The sequence below is a fragment of the Streptomyces sp. NPDC055239 genome (genome assembly GCF_053606205.1).
Genome location: NZ_JBSGRD010000024.1, coordinates 79,981 through 96,682 on the forward strand (window position 1 = coordinate 79,981; position 16,702 = coordinate 96,682).

Below are 16,702 nucleotides of genomic sequence, written 5' to 3' on the forward strand. Positions count from 1 at the left end.
ACATCGCATCTATTGCCCAGACTTTCGGGAGACGTGGGCGGCCCAGTAGTGGCGTAGCGCACTTTTGCAAGCAGCTGCTTGCAAAAGTTAGCAAGCGGCAGGCACTATCGACGCATGGCATCACTCAACGTCGGCAATCTCGGTGAGTATCTGCGTGAGCAGCGGCGCAACGCGCAGCTCTCGCTCAGGCAGCTCGCCGACGCCGCCGGGGTGTCCAATCCGTATCTGAGCCAGATCGAGCGCGGCCTGCGCAAGCCCAGTGCCGACGTGCTGCAACAGGTGGCCAAGGCGCTGCGAATCTCCGCCGAGACGCTGTACGTCCGGGCCGGGATCCTCGACGAGAAGGAGCGGGACGAGCTGGAGACGCGCGCCGTCATCCTCGCCGACCCCTCCATCAACGAGCGTCAGAAGCAGGTCCTGTTGCAGATCTACGAGTCGTTCAGGAAAGAGAACGGCTTCGAGGTCTCGGAGTACGCGGATGAGGCGTCGTACGCGGACACGGAGAACGCGGACACGGACACGGAGAACGCGGACGACGCCGACGGCACGGACGCCACCGCTGACGGCCCCCGCACGGCCGACGGCAGTGATGCAAGCCCCAAGGACCATCCCTCAAGCTGAACGCGAACGCGAATCCGGGAGGACCATCACCATGGCCATCAAGGACGACCTGCGCAACACCCTCACCGACACCACGCCCGCCTACTTCGTCGTCGGCACCGCCGATCTGGCGTTCCAGCAGGCGAAGCGGGTGCCGGGTGCCATCGAGCAGCTGATCGCCGAGGCGCCGGCCCGTATCGACGCCGTGCGCAACACCGACACCAAGGCCGTTCAGGACAAGGCCGTCGCCCGCGCCAAGGGGGCGCAGGAGACCATCCAGGCCAGGGTCTCCGAGCTGCTCGGCACGCTCGACACCGACCTGAAGAAGCTGAGCGAGAGCGCTCAGGGCTTCGCCCTCAGCTCGGTCGGCGTGGCCGCCGAGTACGCCGTCAAGGCGCGCGAGAAGTACGAAGAGGTCGCCGAGCACGGCGAGCAGGCCGTGAAGACCTGGCGCGGCGAGGTCGCCGAGGAGATCACCGAGCTCGCCGTGGCCGTCGAGCCGGACGCCGATGAGAAGTCGGCCGCCGCCGATTCGCAGCCGGGCACGTCGGAGTCCGCAGCTCCGAAGGCCGCTGCCGCCCCGGCTACGGCGAAGAAGCCCGCCCCCAAGAAGGCCCCGGCCGCCCGCAAGCCCACGGCGAAGAAGACCACGCCGCCCGCCAAGTAGGCCCGCGTACGGCATTCACCGGTTGAACGGGCCGGGCACTCGCGGAGTGTCCGGCCCGTTCACCGGGTAGCGGGTACGGTGTCCGCGTACTCGACGATTCGATGATTTGTATGGCCTCAAGTGGCTTCAAGAGCCGAGACTGGTGGTGGACGTTGTGCTGATGCAGGGGTTCGCAAACTTCATGTGGCTGCTGTCGTTGGCGCTGATCGTCTTCAGCGGCTTCGCGCTCGTCGACGCTGCGGTGCGGCGTGAGGACGCCTATCGCGCGGCGGACAAGAAGACCAAGCCGTTCTGGCTGATCATCCTCGGGCTCGCCTTCATCGTGAACCTGATCTTCAACATCCTGTCGTTCCTGCCGATCATCGGGCTCGTCGCGACCATCGTCTACATGGTCGACGTACGGCCCGCACTGCGGCAGATCACCGGTGGCGGAGGCGGCGGCGGACGCCGCGGCGGCTCCAGCAGCGACGGTCCGTACGGGCCGTACAACGGCGGCCGCTAGCCAGCAGCCCCGTAAGGGGAAGCCCTCCAAGGGGCGCGGGGAACCCTCAGCGGTCGCGGTCGAGGAGCAGCACGGCCACGTCGTCCGTCAGGTCGCCCCCGTTCAGCTCCCGCGCCTCGTTGACCGCGGCCTCGAGCAGCTCGTCGCCCCGCAGGCCCGCGGCGATCTGGCGGCGGAGCATCTTCACCATGCCGTCCTGCCCAAGACGCTGGTTGCCCTGGCCGATGCGGCCCTCTATCAGGCCGTCCGTGTAGAGCATCAGGCTCCACTTGCCGCCCAGTTCCACCTGGCGGCGCGGCCAGCGGGCGTTCGGCAGGAGTCCGAGCGCGGGACCGTTGTTCTCGTACGGAAGCAGCTCGGCGAGGCGGCCGTCGCGGGCGATCAGCGGTGAGGGGTGGCCCGCCAGGCAGAGCCCGGCCCTGCGCCCGTCCGGGGCGATGTCGACCGTGCAGAGCGTCGCGAAGATCTCGTCGTCGGCGCGCTCGTGCTCAAGGACCTTCTGCAGTGTGCTGAGCAGCTCGTCGCCGCACAGGCCCGCGAAGGTCAGCGTCCGCCAGGCGATGCGCAGCTCCACGCCGAGCGCGGCCTCGTCGGGGCCGTGGCCGCAGACGTCGCCGATCATGACGTGCACGGAGCCGTCGGGGGTGCGCACCGTGTCGTAGAAGTCGCCGCCGAGCAGCGCCCGTGAGCGGCCGGGGCGGTAGCGCGCGGCGAACTTCAGCGGTGAGCCGTCCAGGAGCGGCGTCGGAAGCAGGCCGCGCTCCAGGCGTGCGTTCTCCTGGGCGCGAAGCCGTGACTCCGTCAGCTGGCGCTGGGCGGCGTCCGCGCGCTTGCGCTCCACGGCGTACCGGATGGCGCGGCTGAGGAGACGCCCGTCCAGCTCGTCACGGAAGAGATAGTCCTGGGCGCCTACCCGCACGGCCTCGGCGCCGCGCTCGGAGTCGCCGTTCGCGGTGAGCGCGAGGACGGCGTGCCGGGGCGCGAGGCGCAGGACGTGCTTGAGCGTGGCCAGCTCGTCCTCGTGCTCCTCGGGGGCCGCGGAGAGCGCGGAAGCCGCGGCGGAAGCAGCGGCGGAAGCAGCGGACGCGGGGGCCGTCATGGCGAGGTCGAGCAGGATGCAGTGCACGTCGTCGGTGAGCAGCCGCTCGGCCTCGGTGAGGTTGCGGGCGGTGCGGATACGGATGGGTTTGCCCATGGCGTCGAGCATCCGGGGCAGGCTCAGGGAGCCCGCCGGGTCGTCCTCGATCACCAGGAGGCTGAGTCCAGGGCCGCTCGCCTGCTGGTCCATGTCCCTGGGCGCGGGTACGGGCTCAAGGGACGTGGGCGCGGGCTCCACGGGCGTGGGAGCGGGCGTGGGAGCGGGCGTGGGTACGGATCCGGGCGCCGGCTCGGGTGCGGGCGTCGGTGTCGGCAGAGCGTGAGCCTGACCGCCTTCCGCGGCCGGGATCGCCCTCTGCCGCGGTATGGGTACGGGCATGGCTTCGGTTTCCTTCCCTCCCCCCGAGGGCACAGTGATCGACGGTCGAACGATTCACCGACGGGGACCATAGCGTTAGCCGCGCCCCGATTGGAATGCCGCACGGCAAACAGCCACCGTCATATGCCGGAACAAGGACCGCAATTGGGCACGACAGGTCCTGACCGGAATGACGAACATCACGCCTGAAGGGTTGAGAGGCGGGGCGAGGGTGCGGTGGGTCACATGACGTACGGCACAGGTACGGCACAGGCGGCCGGCCCTGCGCCGTACCTGTGCCGTGCCTCTGCCGTGCCTGCGCCGTGCCTCTGCCGTACCTGTGCCGTGCCTCTGCCGTACCTGTGCCGTGGCCTCTGCCGTAACGCCGCTCGTGGAGCCCGATACCCCTACTTGTCGGGCCGCACGACCCCGAGGATCTGCATCGATCCCGCGCCCGCGACGGTGACATCGCGGCCGGGCCGCGGCGCGTGCACGATCGCGCCGTCGCCCACGTACATCCCGACATGGCTGGCGTCCGCGTGATAAATGATCAGGTCGCCGGGGCGCATGTTCTTGATGTCGACGTGCGGAAGCTGCTTCCACTGCTCCTGTGACGTACGCGGAATGCCCTTGCCGGCGGCGGCCCAGGCCTTGGAGGTGAGCCCGGAGCAGTCGTACGAGGACGGGCCCTCCGCGCCCCAGACGTACGGCTTGCCGAGCTGGGCGGTGGCGAACTCGACGGCTTTCTTGCCGGGCCCTGTCGCCTTGCCCTTGATGTCCTTCAGGACGCCGGAACTCACCCACGCCGACTGCTTCTTGAGCTGAGCCTCTTCCTCGAGCTTCCGGAGCCGCTCGAGCTCCTTCTTCTCGAGCTTCGACTCCATTTCCTCGGCGGTCGCGATCTTCTTCTTGATCTTCTTCTTCGACTCGGCCTTGGCCTTGCGGTTGGTTTCGAGCTTCTTCCACTGGGCGGTGGCGTCCTTGGCGTAGATCCGCAGGTCTTCCTGCGTCCGCTCCATCTCCGTCAGCATGCCCTTGGTGGCCTTGTGGCCCTGCCGCATCCGTCCGGCGCTCTCCAGGAACTCCTGGGGGTCGTCGCTCAGCATCAGCCGGGCCTCGGAGGACACCCCGCCGCTTCGGTACTGCTCGCGGGCGGCGGCGCCCGCGCGGGACTTGAGCTTGTCCAGCTTCTGCTGGCCCTTGGTGATGGAGCGGGCGAGCTTCACGATCTGCTTGGACTGCTTCTCGCTCTTCTCCTCCGCCGCGTTGTACGCGTCTGTGGCGACGCCCGCGTCGTGGTAGAGCTTCTCGATCTCTTTGCGCAGGTCCTCAAGGGACTTGGTGTTGCCGGGCGTTGGCTTCGCCGGGCTCGCGTAGGCCGCGGCAGGTGTGCTCAGCACCGCTGCGGCGCAGATCAGCGCCAGGCCAGCCACAGTCGAACTCCGCTTGCCGGTCACGTCCGCCTCCCCCAAAGCTGATTTACCGTCAGTAACTTACGGTTGCCCCGCGGATGGTGCCATGCCGACGCGCAATACGACAGAGCGCGACAGCAAGTCCGATCGCAGCAAGCCCGACCGGCCCCCACCCGCCATCCGCTCATGTGACGTGCGGAACGCGGAGATCGTTCCCTTTACGGCGCGTCGCACGCGGAGTTCACCCGCGGGCACCCCGCGAGTTCGCCCCCCGGTACCCCGCGAGTTCACCCCTGAAGGGGTGCAAGGGCCTCCCACAACACGGTCACTTCGCCCTGCCGCCACCGCGAACCCCGGTCGACCACGGGCCAGTCCGCCGACAGGTCCCGCACCGCCCTGATCCACCGTTGCCGGGCGCCGTACGAGGCGTAGGGCGCGGCGGCGGCCCAGGCCCGGTCGAAGTCGCGCAGGAACGCGTGCACAGGCTCGCCCGGCGTGTTCCGGTGGATCAGCGCCTTGGGCAGACGCTCGGCGAGGTCGGACGGCCGGTCGAGCGATCCGAGGCGGGTCGCGAAGGTCACCGTGCGCGGTCCGTCGGGGCCGAGCGCGACCCAGACGTGCCGCCGCCCGATCTCGTCGCACGTCCCTTCGACGAGCAGCCCGCCCGGCGCGAGCCGCCCGCAGAGCCGTTCCCACACGGCGGCGACCTGCTCCTCGTCGTACTGCCGGAGCACGTTCGCCGCGCGGATCAGCAGGGGCCTGCCCGGCAGCGGCACCTCGAAGCCGCCGTGCCGGAAGGAGAGCCCTTCCCTCTCGTACGGCTTCGCGCCCGCGACCCGCGCCGGATCGATCTCGACGCCGACCACGCGCACGCGTGGGGCGGCGGTCCGCAGCCGGACGAGCAGCTCCAGGGCTGTCCAGGGGGCGCCCCCGTAGCCGAGGTCGACGGCGACGGGGTCTTCGGAGCGCCGCATCTCGGCACCGTGCGTGGCCGCGATCCAGCGGTCCATGCGGCGCAGACGGTTGGGGTTGGTGGTCCCGCGCGTCACCGTTCCCACGGGGCGGGAAGGGGTGCGGGAGGCCATGGTGGAAAGGGTATGCGCCCTGGCGGCGGGGGTACGCGCCGAGCCCGGCGGGGGCACGCGCCGAGCTCAGCGGGGGCACGCGCCGAGCCCAGCGGGGCCATGGGGTGATCACCGACCGGGTCATTGGTTGAGCCGTAGCCGGTAATTGTTTGGTAAAGCGGAAATGGAGCTGTCCCTTCCGATGTTCACCCTCTGGAGGACCGTGCACGCCCTCCCTTAAGCCATGCCCGCTTGAGCCAAGCCCGCTCAGTCATACCCGCGCGCACCAGGAGGACCGCCACGTGAGCCAGTACGTGACCAGGCTCAGCCGTCGCTCGCCGGCGGCGCCCAGGGGGCTCCGGCTCCCCGGGGCACACCGGCGCCCGCGCCGGGTGGCCATGCTCAGCGTGCACACCTCCCCGCTGCACCAGCCCGGCACGGGCGACGCGGGCGGCATGAACGTCTACATCGTGGAGCTGGCCAAGCGCCTGGCGGCGATCAACATCGAGGTCGAGATCTTCACGCGCTCGACGACCGGCGCGCTGCCGCCCGCCGTCGAACTGGCCCCCGGCGTCCTCGTACGCCATGTGGACGCGGGACCGTACGAAGGCCTTGCGAAGGAGGAGCTGCCCGCGCAGCTCTGTGCCTTCACGCACGGCGTGATGCAGGCGTGGGCGGGCCACCGCCCCGGCTACTACGACCTCGTCCACTCGCACTACTGGCTCAGCGGCCACGTCGGCTGGCTGGCCGCCGAGCGCTGGGGCGTGCCGCTCGTGCACGCCATGCACACGATGGCGAAGGTCAAGAACGCCGCCCTCGCGGAGGGCGACACCCCGGAGCCCGCCGCGCGCGTGATCGGCGAGACGCAGATCGTGCGGGCGGCCGACCGCCTCATCGCGAACACCTCCGAAGAGGCCGACGAGCTCGTACGCCACTACGAAGCGGACGCGGGCAAGGTCGCCGTCGTCCACCCCGGCGTGAACCTCGACCGCTTCCGCCCCGCCGACGGCCGCGCGGCGGCCCGGCACCGTCTCGGCCTCCCGCAGGACGCCCTCGTCCCCCTCTTCGCGGGCCGCATCCAGCCCCTGAAGGCCCCCGACGTACTGCTCCGCTCGGTCGCGGTCCTCCTGGACCAACGCCCCGAGCTCCGCTCGAACATCGTCGTCCCCGTGGTGGGCGGCCCGAGCGGCAGCGGCCTGGCGAAGCCGGAAGGGCTGCAGAAGCTGGCCGCGAGGCTGGGCATCGCGGACGTCGTCCGCTTCCAGCCGCCGGTGGGCCAGGAGCAGCTCGCGGACTGGTTCAGGGCGGCCTCGGTCCTGGTGATGCCCTCGTACAGCGAGTCGTTCGGCCTGGTCGCCATAGAGGCGCAGGCGGCGGGCACCCCGGTCCTCGCGGCGTCGGTGGGCGGTCTGCCGGTCGCCGTACGCGACGGGGTGACGGGCTTCTTGGTCGACGGCCACGAACCGGCCCACTACGCGCGCGTGCTGCGCGATTTCGCCGACAACCCACACCTTGTGGACCGCATGGGCGATGCGGCCGCGCGGCACGCTCAATCCTTCGGCTGGGACACGGCCGCGTCCGCCACCGCGGACGTGTACACGGCGGCGGTGCACGAGCACAGGCGTCGCGTACGCTCGCATCATGGCTGATCAGGCTGACACCGCGCCGACCACGACCACGACCCCGACCGCGAACCCGAACACGATCGTCGAGCGGACCCTTGACGACGCGGAACTGGAGTGGGAGAGCCCCGAGAGCGGCTCCTACGTGGTGACGCTCCCCGGCACCCGCAAGCTGTCGACGACGCTCTCGCTCAAGGTCGGCAAGCACGCCCTGTCGCTGACGGCGTTCGTGATCCGCCACCCCGACGAGAACGATGCCGCGGTCCACCGCTGGCTCCTGGAGCGCAACCTGCGCCTGTACGGCGTCAGTTACGCGATCGACTCCCTCGGCGACATCTACCTCACCGCCAAGCTCCCGCTCTCGGCGGTCACCCCGGACGAGCTTGACCGCCTGCTCGGCTCGGTCCTTGAGAACGCGGACGGCTCCTTCAATACGCTCCTGGAGCTGGGTTTCGCATCGGCGATCCGCAAGGAGTACGCGTGGCGGGTGTCGCGCGGGGAGTCCACGCGGAACCTGGACGCGTTCACCCATCTGACCCGGCCCCAGAGCTAGTTCCGCCGCGCGCCGAGCAGTCTCTGCGGGATCTGTACGACATCTTCCGCACTCCTGATACCCGTGGCATGCTCACGCCCATCGCAGACATGAATGGCGTTCACATCCATGGATTGAGGCGGCGGGCATGGGCATGGAGCTTCCCAGCAGACGGGGCGTACTCGGCGGGGCGATAGCGGTGGCGGCGGCAGCAGTCGCGACCGGCGGGACGGCATCGGCGAGGCCCGGTGAAACGTCCGGTGAAACCCCCACCCTCTGGCGGGAGTTCAAGGCAACCCCGTACACGCACCCCCAGATCCCCTACATAGCCCGCGCGGGCGCCCACTCAGGCACCCGCCGCTTCCCCCACCCCAAGGTGGTCGCGAACGTGAGGGACTACGGAGCGAGGCCGGACGGCACGTCGGACGCGGCCCCCGCGATCAACCGGGCGCTGGCCGACGCGGGAAGGAGGGGCGGCGGCACGGTCGTCATCCCGCCCGGCGAGTACCGCATCGACGGCATCATCCGCATCGCCCACGACAACGTGGTCCTGCGGGGCGCGGGCAGCACCCGCACCACCCTCCACGCGACGAAGAGCCTCACGGAACTGATCGGCCCGTACGGCTCGCGCTACGGAGGGGACAAGTCGAGCTGGTCCTGGGCGGGCGGCCTCATCTGGCTCTGCCCGGAGGCCCGTTGGGAGTCCCTGACGACGGCCATCAAGGCGAAGGCGTGGCCTTTCGAGGGCTGGACGGGCAACAAGCGGGACGAGTGGCGGACGCTGACGACGGTCGCCCCCGCGAAGCGCGGCGACCGCACCGTACGGGTCACGGACGCCTCCCGCCTCCACAAGGGCGACCTTGTGCTCCTGCGCCTGGCGGACGACGCGGACCACACGCTCCTGGAGCACATGGCGGGTGGGGGAGGGGGCCCGGAGGGATACGTGTGGGACGACAAAACGAAACTCACGTCGTACGTCCCGTACGAGTGGCCGGTACGGATCACTTCAGTAAAGAAGAGCACGGTCACCCTCGAACGTCCCCTCCCTCTGGACGTACGCGAGGAGTGGGACCCACGCCTGACGACGCACGTAAAGGCGCTGACGGGAGCGGGAGTCGAGGCCCTGACACTGGAAGCGGTGGAGACGACCCAGTCCCCCCACCTCCTGGACAAGGGCTACAACGGGGTCACGTTCCAGTGTGCGTACGACTGCTGGGCGGACGACGTCGTGGTCCGCCACGTCGACAACGGCTTCGGCCTGGTGAGCGCGTCGGCCTGCACACTGCGCCGCACGCGGGTGTCGGGCAGGGGCGCGCACCACCCGTATTTCTGCCGGGAGGGCTCGCACGACAACCTCATAGAGGACTTCAGGATCGACGAACGTACGGTCCCGGCGCCCTCCGGCACCCAACTCCACGGCATCAACGTCGAGGGCCTGTCCTCCTACAACGTCTGGTCCCGGGGCGTGATGGAGATGGGCACGTTCGACAGCCACAGAGGCATGCCGTTCGCGAACGTCCGCACGGACATCACGGTCGACAACACCGGCAGCCACGGGGGAGACGCCAGCGCGGGCCCTCTCTTCGGCGCCCGCTTCACCCACTGGAACATCCGCGTCACCAACGAGCGGGCGGGCCTGATGAAGATCGACGGCCTGGCCCCGTACAGCGCCACGGTCGGCATCAACGAGGTCCGCGAGTTCGGCCAGATCGACGTACCGGACTTCTCCGGAGAGCTGCATTCCCGGATCGAGCTCTACGGGACCACTGGCGTGGTGCGGCCAGGGAATCTGTACGAGGCGCAGAGGGAAGGCGCCCAGCTATCACCATGAAGCGACGAGTCAGTTTCTTGCGAGGTGCCGGGGTGCCTTGACTCGCAGCACGATCAGCAGCGCGGAGGCGAGCAACAGGACGCCGGAGATCGTAAATACGGTGATGGCGCCGCCGATACCGAACATCACACCGCCCGCGGCGGCCCCTCCGGCGATAGCGGACTGAACGCTCACCACCACGAGCCCGCCCGCGCTTTCGGCCTGGTCGGGCACCATGCGCGTCGCCCAGTTCGACCACGCCACCGATACGCCGCCGAAGGCCAGGCCCCAGAGGACCACCAGAGCCACGTATCCGACTTTCCCGGCGGGCAGCAGCGCCAAGCCCAGTGCCGCGATGCCCATCAGCGCGGGTGTCAGTGTCAACGTAAGGCGCAGGCTGATCTGCAAGAGCCATCCGGCAAGGAGTGTGCCCACGAAGTTCGCCACTCCGAAGACGAACAGCAGCAGCGCCAACTCGTCGACGTCGACTTTCACCACGTTTTCCAGAGCGGGCCGGATATAGGTGAACAGCGCGTAGTGCCCGATGTGAACCAGCAGCATTCCTACGATGCCCACCGCGAATCCCGGGCGTCGCAGGACCTCCCACAACGTGCCGAGACGTGCCGCGCCACGGGGCGCCATTCGGGGCAGCGTGAACAGCTGGAACACCAACGTCAGCACCCCGAGTACGGCCGCCGCCAGGAAAGTGCTGCGCCAGCCGGACAGCTCACCGAAATAGCTGCCGAGCGGCACCGCCACGATGGTCGCCACCGCGATGCCACTGAAAATGATGGATATCGCACGCGGAACCAGAGCCGCGGGCACCAGGCGCATCGCCACCGCCGCCGCCATGCTCCAGAAGCCGCCGAGCGCGACGCCCAGCAGGATCCGCATCAGCATCAGCATCACCATGTTGGAGGCCACGGCCACCAGCAGGTTGGACACGATCATCAGGACGGTGAAGCCCAGCAGGACGACCCTGCGGTCGATCCTCCGCGTCAGGGTCGCCGTCAGCAGTCCGGAAATCATCGCCGCCACCGCCGTGACGGTCACCGCCTGCCCCGCCAAAGCTTCCGATATCCCCAGGTCGGCGGCCATCGGAGTCAACAAGCTCGTCGGCAGATACTCCGCCGTCAGCAACCCGAAAACACCCACCGCCAGCGAGAACACCGCTGCCCAGGACGATGAGGCCGGTTCGGGCGGTATCGATTCCCTGTCGGGGGATTCGCCAGGTGCGGCGTCGGGCACGGAGCCGCATATATCAGTGCTCAACTTTTACTTCTCCTGAATCGCATGAGAGGTTCAAGTCAAGGCTGCACGCGAATTTCAGGATGAGCTATGACGGAAAGTCCGCAATCTTTGATCGAGAGTCCGAGCGAGGGGACTCCGGGCGAGGGGACTCCGGGAGCTCCGGGCGAGGGGGCTGCGGGGGCTGCGGGGCAGTTCGCACTGTCGTCCGACCTCATCAGTGAACTGCTGACCAGCATGCGGCTGCGCGGTGTCCAGTATCGGCGCGTCCATGTCGGCCCGCGGTTCGGCCTCCATTTCGATGCCAAGCCCGGACGCGCCTATTTCCACTTCCTCGCCGTCGGCTCCGCCGTCCTGCGCACCGCTGACGGAACTGTGCACGAACTCTCGGCAGGCAATGCCGTATTCATGCCCCACGGCGAGTCCCATCAGCTGCTCTCCGGGCCGGACGTGCAGGTCCTGGGCATGGACAGTTTCAACGGGATTCCCCTCGGCGACGCGGTCTGTGACGTGGACGCCTGCCCGAGCACCGACCCGAATCCCAGCGCGATCTTCTTCAACGGCTACATGGAGTTCGACCTCGGCGGAATGCAGGGCATCAGCCGGCTGATGCCCGACGTCATGCTGGTCGACGCCGGGGGAGAGCGTTACCCCGGGCTCCTGCCGATCCTCACGTCCATGAGGCGCGAAGTCTGCTCCGCGCGCGTGGGCTTCGCGGGCATCCTCGCCCGGCTGGCCGAGGTGGCGGCGGCGATGATCGTGCGGGGCTGGATCGAGTGCGGGTGCGACAGCGCGTCCGGCCTCGTGGCCGCGTTGCGCGATCCCCGTCTGGCCTGCGCCATCCTGGCCCTGCACCGGCAGCCCGGACATCACTGGACCGTGGCGGAGCTGGCAGCGGAATGCAACGTCTCCCGGTCCGTCTTCGCGGACCGGTTCCAGACCACGATCGGCATGCCGCCCCTCCGCTATGCCACGGAGCTGCGGATGCTCCTCGCCGGTCAGTGGCTCGCCCAGGACACGCTGCCGATCCAGTCCGTGGCGCAACGCCTCGGCTACACCTCGCAGGCCGCGTTCAGCCGCGCCTTCAAACGCGTCACGGGCCAGCCGCCGGGCGCGAGCAGAGGGGGCTGACGCAGGCAGGGGCCCGGTCGCACCCCGGCCGAGGTGGGCGAGCCCTTCTGCCGTGAGGTGGGTCAGGCCTTCTGGGCTGTCGAGGCGGCGATACCGAACTCGGAGGACAGCAGCTCGACGGCGGACGGCGCTTTCGCGTTCGCGGGGTAGGTGCCGTCGGCGACCTACGCGCCGTCCTGCTGGCTGGGCTTGTCGGGCCGCCTGGCCACGAAGGAGCCGAGGCCCACCTCGGCCCGGATGAGCCCTTCTGTCTTTAGGTGGGTCAGGGCTTTCTGAGCTGTCGAGGCGGCGATACCGAACTCGGAGGACAGCTCGACGACGGACGGTACCCTCGCGCCCACGGGGTAGGTGCCGTCGGCGATCCGGGATGTGACGGCTGCCGCGACCTGGCGCCAGATGGGGCGTGTTCGATCGAGATCCGAACTCATGCGGTGGACGCTAAAACACTGCGGTCTACCGTGCGACCGCAGTAGACTGCGGTAGACCACGGTTAATTGGCACCCCCGCGACGGGCGCAACCGTCCGGGGGGCATGGCCACCAGCTAGTACAAGGAGCTGACGACATGAACGACCTTATCGACCGCATCGCGACATGGGCACGCTTACTGCTGCAACCCCACGGCGCGCACCGTCGCGGCGGAGGCAGCGGTACGCCGCCCGGCGTGACGCGGCCCGCGTCGATTCCCGCTGCCCCCGCCACCCCTGCCCTGCTCACCCAGCGCAGCCCCTACGGGCTCGACCCCGGCCCCCTCCCGGGCGAGGCGAGCCCCCTCGTACGCCCCTACCTCACCGCCCACGAGCAACGCAGACGCCGTCGCGAACTGGTGCTCGCCACCCTGGGGTTGGACGCACCCGGCCCCTACTGGATCCACGGCATGGAGGTCGCCTGATGCCGCAGCCGCAGCCGGAGTCGATCCGCCCCGCCCGCCTGCTGCCCTGGGCAGGCCCCGAAGGCAAACCCTGCTACCTCATCGGCGACGAAACCGGACCCGTGTCCCGGGTCGCCGACGCGATGGAGTCCGTCCAGCTCGGCATGAGCCGTCAGTTGCTGGCGTACGCCCGTGAAACGCTCCCCGATACCCCCGAACATGAACTCCGCTTCCTCGCGCAACGCCTGACCGAGGCCTTGCACGACGCCCTTCGCGTCGCGGAGAGCCGCGGGCTGCGATTGAACGAGTAGGTGAGTACGGGAGGTGGCCCCCGGAACGCGCGCACCGGGGGCCACCCTCGCGCCCCGCATCCCGGCATACCCGCCTGGCACAAACCAATCCAGCCCAAGATGCGCGGTATGTCGCCAATCGTGGACAGCTACGTGACGGCCCCACGCCCTGCGAGCTACATAGGAGGACTGGCCGTTCTTGCTTGATGGGGGGACTTGCCACATGGTGCTGAGCATCGATATCGCGGTCCTGCTGGCCGTCATCATCTTTTTGCTGTGGCGGAGAAAACCTCTGGCCCGGAGCCGGTTCAACACGGGGATGACCATGGCCGTCGTGCTGGTCTTCGGGGTACTGATCGCCCCGACCGCCTTCGGACACGGAATCGTGGACGCCGTGGGTGACGTCGCACAGGGGTTCTCGAACGTGGGTAACGATCCCTGATACGCCCCTTGGCAGCGGCCCTTCTTCACTAGCATCACGCGACATGAGCCTTGGGGAGCGGCAGCGCATCACGTTGTTGGAGTGGGTGGAAGAGCTCACACAGGACTCCCAGTCGGAAGTCGTGGATGCCGAGACGTGGGCAATGCGCACGGGCGTTCCGGACATGGAACTGCGGTCTCTGGTGCACAGCCTGACGAGCGAAGGGTTCCTGACGGATCCTGGGATTGATCAGGGTCGCTATGTCTCGCTCGCTCCAGCAGGTGTCACGGAGCTGCAGGCCGTCCGGGTGCAGCGTTCGAACCGCCTGGAGCGCAACAACTACGTACGCAACGTGATCCTTCGATGGCTCTACGACCATCAAGAGGAGCGGACTCACTCGCTCTCCGACATGATCGATGATCCTGCCGTGCACTTCTATGGCGACGCCTTGACGAGCGACGAGGTGGCCCGGGCCTTCACGTATCTGAGAGAACTTTCCATGGTTAAGGGGAAGCGGAGTTTGGGCGGAGACGCCGTGGCCGTTTCACTGATGGCCCGGGGGATCGAATGCGTGGAGAGCGAGAAGCCCGTGGCCGACTTCATCAACCCGCAGCAGCACAGCGGCGGGAACGTCTACAACACGTACCTGCCCAATGCGCAGGGTGTCATCGTGGGTGAGCAGCGGGACTTCACCCAGAACAACAAAGCGGGCATCGATCCGAGCGCGTTCATCCAACTCGCGGGCTACCTCGGGCAGGTGAGCGCGACCCTAGGTCTGGAAGAGTCCGACCGTGCGGAGTTGGAGCGGACGGCCCAGGAACTGCACACCGCGGCCACGTCCGGCTCGCCCAAGCCGGGCCGACTGCGGGCGCTCACGAGCCGCATCGTCGACGGACTGAGCGATGCGGCGGGCACGATCGCCGGACAGGTCGCTGTACGGATGGGGCAGGAGGCCCTGGGTTCTCTGGGCGGCCACGGGTGATTCTGTAATCCCCGGCCCGCTCTTACTGCGGGGGAGAGCAGTTGTGGGCGGGGTCCCGCGCTATCGCGATCACGTCATCGAGCCGGTCGCGCACGTCGAGCAGGTCGGTGATCCGCTGGTCGACGTCGACGCGCTGCGCTGCCAGTTGCTCCAGGAGCGCCTCCGAGGGCGCGCCGCCTGAGTCCACACAGGGCAGCACCGCGCGGACCGTTCTGCTCGGCAGGCCCGCGGCATAGAGCTGCTGGATCAGCTTGACCCGGGCGACGGCGGTGTCGGGGTAGTGCCGCTGGCCGCCGGAGCTGCGGTCGGAGTGCAGCAGGTCCTGTTCCTCGTAGTAGCGCAGCGCACGGACGCTCACTCCCGCCTTCTCGGCGACCTCTCCGATCCGCATCCGCATCTGTATCCGCATCCGAACCGGTCCTCCTTTGTACGGGTTGGCGCGTCAGACTTGCACCTGACGTCAACGTCAGGTTCTAACGTAGCGGACATCGGCGCTCGCGATCATTTCCGAGCGCGCTGACCCCCTACGGCGGGCCGGTTCAGGCCCCGGAGAAGGCAGGACTTCATGCGCGCGGCCCGCTTCCATGAGTACGGCGACGTAAAGACCCTGGTGATCGAGGAGGTGCCCGAACCGCACCCCGGGCCCGGGGAGATCCGCATCCGTGTCGCGGCCGCCGGAGTCAACCCCGTCGACTGGAAAGTGCGTGCCGGCGCGGTGCGCGAGCTGCTCCCCCTTGAGCTGCCCGCGATCCCCGGGCGTGATGCCGCCGGTGTGGTCGACGAGATCGGTGACGGGGTGGGGGACGTCGCCATCGGCGACCGTGTCTTCGGGCTTGGCGGTATCACTGGTGCGACGGCCGAGCTTGCCGTGCTCTCGGCCTGGGCCCACGCGCCCGCCGCGTGGAGCGACGAGGAGTCGGCCGCCGCCGGTCTGGCGTCCGTGACCGCGATGGGCGGGCTGAAGGCGCTCGGACCTCTTGACGGTCGCACCCTTCTCGTCGAGGGCGCCGCCGGAGGCGTGGGCAGTGCCGCAGTCGAGATCGCCGTGGCTCAGGGAGCCACCGTGATCGGGACGGCCGGCGAGCGCAACCACGAGTTCCTCGCCTCTCTCGGCGCCGTCCCCACCACCTACGGCACAGGCCTCGCGGAGCGCCTCGCCGGCCTCGCCCCGCACGGTGTCGACCTCGCTCTCGACACCGCGGCCTCCGGCTCCCTCGCCGACCTCGTCGCGATCGTGGGCGACGCCGCCCGCGTCTCCACGGTCGCCGACCACGTCAACGCCGAGCGCCTGGGCGTGCGCGTGGTGAACGCCGTGAACGACTCCGCTCTGCTGGCTGAGGCGGCAGAGCTCGGTGGGCAAGGCCGCTACACACCGCGCGTCGAGCGAACCTACGCCCTGGAAGAGATCGCACAGGCCCATGCCGACTCCGAGCGCGGGCACACACGGGGGAAGCTCGTGATCCGGCTCTGAGGCTCTGAGGCTCTGAGGTCGGCTCAAGCTGACATCAGTCGGTGACCGGGTCCCCCACAGCCCCTCCCGTGGCCCTGCGGATGGCGTCTGCCACGCGTGCCGGGGCGTCGGCGAACTGTGCGGGGTCGACGCCGTCGAGGAGAGCCGCGCCGATGTGCTCGTTGAGGACCCGGAAGGCGGCGGAGGCCGCTGCCCCGTGCAAGCGCACCTGGAGGTCGTCGGCAGGGAGACCGAGCCGCTTCGCGATAATCCCGGCCATCTCGCGCTCCACCTGGTCGCAGGCCATCAACCAGGCCGTACGCAGGGGCGGTTCGGTGTCGGCGAGGCGGATCATCCGCATCGCGAGCGCGTTGTCGGCGATCTCGACGGGGTCGGCCTCACGGCGGAACCGGCTCGCCTCCGTGCTGAAGTGCTCTTCCAGCGAGAGATGCGCGGGCCATTCGCGCAGCATGCGCATCTCCCATTCGACGCCTCGCGTCACGATGGGTTCGGCGCAGCTCTCCTTGTTGCGGAAGTGGCGCCAGATGGTGCGGGTGGACAGGCCCACCGCCTCGGCGATCTGGTCACCGCTGGTGGCGTCCACGCCCTGCTCCCAGAACAGGCGTGACGCCTCCCGGGAGATCTC

19 protein-coding genes are annotated in these 16,702 nt (G+C 69.0%); 12 read left to right on the forward strand and 7 right to left on the reverse strand.

Annotation, left to right across the window (positions count from 1 at the left end; all coding sequences use genetic code 11):
* Positions 1–114: 114 nt before the first annotated feature.
* From ACWFRJ_RS43195 to ACWFRJ_RS43205, 3 genes are all read left to right on the forward strand, one after another.
* Entirely contained in the window at positions 115–621 is a 507-nt protein-coding gene (locus ACWFRJ_RS43195) for a helix-turn-helix domain-containing protein (RefSeq protein WP_453544326.1), read from the forward strand.
* 31 nt (positions 622–652) lie between these two features.
* On the forward strand, positions 653–1,267 hold the full coding sequence (locus ACWFRJ_RS43200) for a hypothetical protein (RefSeq protein WP_453544328.1): 615 nt from the start codon (positions 653–655) through the stop codon (positions 1,265–1,267).
* A gap of 160 nt (positions 1,268–1,427) precedes the next feature.
* On the forward strand, positions 1,428–1,769 hold the full coding sequence (locus ACWFRJ_RS43205; protein ID WP_453544330.1) for a DUF2516 family protein: 342 nt from the start codon (positions 1,428–1,430) through the stop codon (positions 1,767–1,769).
* 46 nt (positions 1,770–1,815) lie between these two features.
* On the opposite strand, the gene ACWFRJ_RS43210 is transcribed toward ACWFRJ_RS43205, so the two are convergent.
* From ACWFRJ_RS43210 to ACWFRJ_RS43220, 3 genes are all read right to left on the reverse strand, one after another.
* On the reverse strand, positions 1,816–3,246 hold the full coding sequence (locus tag ACWFRJ_RS43210; RefSeq protein WP_453544332.1) for a PP2C family protein-serine/threonine phosphatase: 1,431 nt from the start codon (positions 3,244–3,246) through the stop codon (positions 1,816–1,818).
* Positions 3,247–3,632: 386 nt separating this feature from the next.
* Positions 3,633–4,682, reverse strand: coding sequence for an NlpC/P60 family protein (locus ACWFRJ_RS43215; RefSeq protein ID WP_453544334.1), 1,050 nt, complete (start codon positions 4,680–4,682; stop codon positions 3,633–3,635).
* Positions 4,683–4,924: 242 nt separating this feature from the next.
* Positions 4,925–5,722 (reverse strand): class I SAM-dependent methyltransferase, encoded by a 798-nt coding sequence (locus ACWFRJ_RS43220; RefSeq protein ID WP_453544336.1) that lies wholly within the window; start codon positions 5,720–5,722, stop codon positions 4,925–4,927.
* A gap of 281 nt (positions 5,723–6,003) precedes the next feature.
* On the opposite strand from ACWFRJ_RS43220, the gene mshA reads away from it, so the two are divergent.
* The 3 genes from mshA to ACWFRJ_RS43235 all read left to right on the forward strand — a co-directional run bounded on the left by mshA (position 6,004) and on the right by ACWFRJ_RS43235 (position 9,686).
* The gene (gene mshA / locus ACWFRJ_RS43225) at positions 6,004–7,350 is read left to right on the forward strand and encodes a D-inositol-3-phosphate glycosyltransferase (RefSeq protein WP_453544338.1); all 1,347 of its coding nucleotides are present in this window, start codon (positions 6,004–6,006) and stop codon (positions 7,348–7,350) included.
* Positions 7,343–7,876: a YbjN domain-containing protein gene (locus ACWFRJ_RS43230; protein ID WP_453544340.1), complete on the forward strand. Its 534-nt coding sequence runs from the start codon at positions 7,343–7,345 to the stop codon at positions 7,874–7,876. Before mshA ends, ACWFRJ_RS43230 begins: the two co-directional genes overlap by 8 nt.
* A 127-nt stretch (positions 7,877–8,003) precedes the next feature.
* Positions 8,004–9,686: a glycoside hydrolase family 55 protein gene (locus ACWFRJ_RS43235; RefSeq protein WP_453544342.1), complete on the forward strand. Its 1,683-nt coding sequence runs from the start codon at positions 8,004–8,006 to the stop codon at positions 9,684–9,686.
* A 9-nt stretch (positions 9,687–9,695) separates the two neighbouring features.
* On the opposite strand, the gene ACWFRJ_RS43240 is transcribed toward ACWFRJ_RS43235, so the two are convergent.
* Complete coding sequence (locus ACWFRJ_RS43240) at positions 9,696–10,913, reverse strand: MFS transporter (RefSeq protein WP_453544344.1); 1,218 nt, start codon at positions 10,911–10,913, stop codon at positions 9,696–9,698.
* Positions 10,914–11,003: 90 nt separating this feature from the next.
* On the opposite strand from ACWFRJ_RS43240, the gene ACWFRJ_RS43245 reads away from it, so the two are divergent.
* Positions 11,004–12,044 carry an AraC family transcriptional regulator gene (locus ACWFRJ_RS43245; protein WP_453544346.1) on the forward strand — a complete coding sequence of 347 codons (1,041 nt, stop codon included), beginning with the start codon at positions 11,004–11,006 and terminating at the stop codon, positions 12,042–12,044.
* Between the two features lie 164 nt (positions 12,045–12,208).
* Here ACWFRJ_RS43245 and ACWFRJ_RS43250 read toward each other — a convergent pair whose 3' ends face one another.
* Complete coding sequence (locus ACWFRJ_RS43250; protein WP_453544348.1) at positions 12,209–12,472, reverse strand: GntR family transcriptional regulator; 264 nt, start codon at positions 12,470–12,472, stop codon at positions 12,209–12,211.
* A gap of 135 nt (positions 12,473–12,607) precedes the next feature.
* On the opposite strand from ACWFRJ_RS43250, the gene ACWFRJ_RS43255 reads away from it, so the two are divergent.
* The 4 genes from ACWFRJ_RS43255 to ACWFRJ_RS43270 all read left to right on the forward strand — a co-directional run bounded on the left by ACWFRJ_RS43255 (position 12,608) and on the right by ACWFRJ_RS43270 (position 14,606).
* Positions 12,608–12,934, forward strand: a complete 327-nt coding sequence (locus tag ACWFRJ_RS43255; protein WP_453544350.1) for a hypothetical protein — start codon at positions 12,608–12,610, stop codon at positions 12,932–12,934.
* Positions 12,934–13,224 (forward strand): hypothetical protein, encoded by a 291-nt coding sequence (locus ACWFRJ_RS43260; RefSeq protein ID WP_453544352.1) that lies wholly within the window; start codon positions 12,934–12,936, stop codon positions 13,222–13,224. Before ACWFRJ_RS43255 ends, ACWFRJ_RS43260 begins: the two co-directional genes overlap by 1 nt.
* Before the next feature lie 202 nt (positions 13,225–13,426).
* On the forward strand, positions 13,427–13,645 hold the full coding sequence (locus tag ACWFRJ_RS43265; RefSeq protein ID WP_453544354.1) for a hypothetical protein: 219 nt from the start codon (positions 13,427–13,429) through the stop codon (positions 13,643–13,645).
* A gap of 43 nt (positions 13,646–13,688) precedes the next feature.
* Positions 13,689–14,606 carry a hypothetical protein gene (locus ACWFRJ_RS43270; protein ID WP_453544356.1) on the forward strand — a complete coding sequence of 306 codons (918 nt, stop codon included), beginning with the start codon at positions 13,689–13,691 and terminating at the stop codon, positions 14,604–14,606.
* Between the two features lie 22 nt (positions 14,607–14,628).
* On the opposite strand, the gene ACWFRJ_RS43275 is transcribed toward ACWFRJ_RS43270, so the two are convergent.
* Positions 14,629–14,997: a MerR family transcriptional regulator gene (locus tag ACWFRJ_RS43275; RefSeq protein ID WP_453544373.1), complete on the reverse strand. Its 369-nt coding sequence runs from the start codon at positions 14,995–14,997 to the stop codon at positions 14,629–14,631.
* Between the two features lie 174 nt (positions 14,998–15,171).
* On the opposite strand from ACWFRJ_RS43275, the gene ACWFRJ_RS43280 reads away from it, so the two are divergent.
* A complete protein-coding gene (locus ACWFRJ_RS43280; protein ID WP_453544358.1) occupies positions 15,172–16,077 on the forward strand; it encodes an NADP-dependent oxidoreductase in 906 nt (301 codons plus the stop codon).
* Between the two features lie 34 nt (positions 16,078–16,111).
* Here ACWFRJ_RS43280 and ACWFRJ_RS43285 read toward each other — a convergent pair.
* Positions 16,112–16,702 (reverse strand): TetR/AcrR family transcriptional regulator (locus ACWFRJ_RS43285; RefSeq protein ID WP_453544360.1); only part of this gene is annotated, 591 nt, incomplete at its 5' end.

Excerpts from the sequence above, each read along its gene's own strand:
- ACWFRJ_RS43265 (WP_453544354.1), top strand. The coding sequence starts at position 13,427 with ATGGTGCTGAGCATCGATATCGCGGTCCTGCTGGCCGTCATCATCTTT.
- ACWFRJ_RS43280 (WP_453544358.1), top strand. The coding sequence starts at position 15,172 with ATGCGCGCGGCCCGCTTCCATGAGTACGGCGACGTAAAGACCCTGGTG.
- ACWFRJ_RS43220 (WP_453544336.1), bottom strand. The coding sequence starts at position 5,722 with ATGGCCTCCCGCACCCCTTCCCGCCCCGTGGGAACGGTGACGCGCGGG.
- ACWFRJ_RS43200 (WP_453544328.1), top strand. The coding sequence starts at position 653 with ATGGCCATCAAGGACGACCTGCGCAACACCCTCACCGACACCACGCCC.
- ACWFRJ_RS43260 (WP_453544352.1), top strand. The coding sequence starts at position 12,934 with ATGCCGCAGCCGCAGCCGGAGTCGATCCGCCCCGCCCGCCTGCTGCCC.
- ACWFRJ_RS43270 (WP_453544356.1), top strand. The coding sequence starts at position 13,689 with ATGAGCCTTGGGGAGCGGCAGCGCATCACGTTGTTGGAGTGGGTGGAA.
- ACWFRJ_RS43250 (WP_453544348.1), bottom strand. The coding sequence starts at position 12,472 with ATGAGTTCGGATCTCGATCGAACACGCCCCATCTGGCGCCAGGTCGCG.
- ACWFRJ_RS43210 (WP_453544332.1), bottom strand. The coding sequence starts at position 3,246 with ATGCCCGTACCCATACCGCGGCAGAGGGCGATCCCGGCCGCGGAAGGC.
- ACWFRJ_RS43230 (WP_453544340.1), top strand. The coding sequence starts at position 7,343 with ATGGCTGATCAGGCTGACACCGCGCCGACCACGACCACGACCCCGACC.
- ACWFRJ_RS43205 (WP_453544330.1), top strand. The coding sequence starts at position 1,428 with ATGCAGGGGTTCGCAAACTTCATGTGGCTGCTGTCGTTGGCGCTGATC.
- ACWFRJ_RS43275 (WP_453544373.1), bottom strand. The coding sequence starts at position 14,997 with ATGCGGATCGGAGAGGTCGCCGAGAAGGCGGGAGTGAGCGTCCGTGCG.
- ACWFRJ_RS43235 (WP_453544342.1), top strand. The coding sequence starts at position 8,004 with ATGGGCATGGAGCTTCCCAGCAGACGGGGCGTACTCGGCGGGGCGATA.
- ACWFRJ_RS43255 (WP_453544350.1), top strand. The coding sequence starts at position 12,608 with ATGAACGACCTTATCGACCGCATCGCGACATGGGCACGCTTACTGCTG.
- ACWFRJ_RS43195 (WP_453544326.1), top strand. The coding sequence starts at position 115 with ATGGCATCACTCAACGTCGGCAATCTCGGTGAGTATCTGCGTGAGCAG.
- ACWFRJ_RS43245 (WP_453544346.1), top strand. The coding sequence starts at position 11,004 with ATGACGGAAAGTCCGCAATCTTTGATCGAGAGTCCGAGCGAGGGGACT.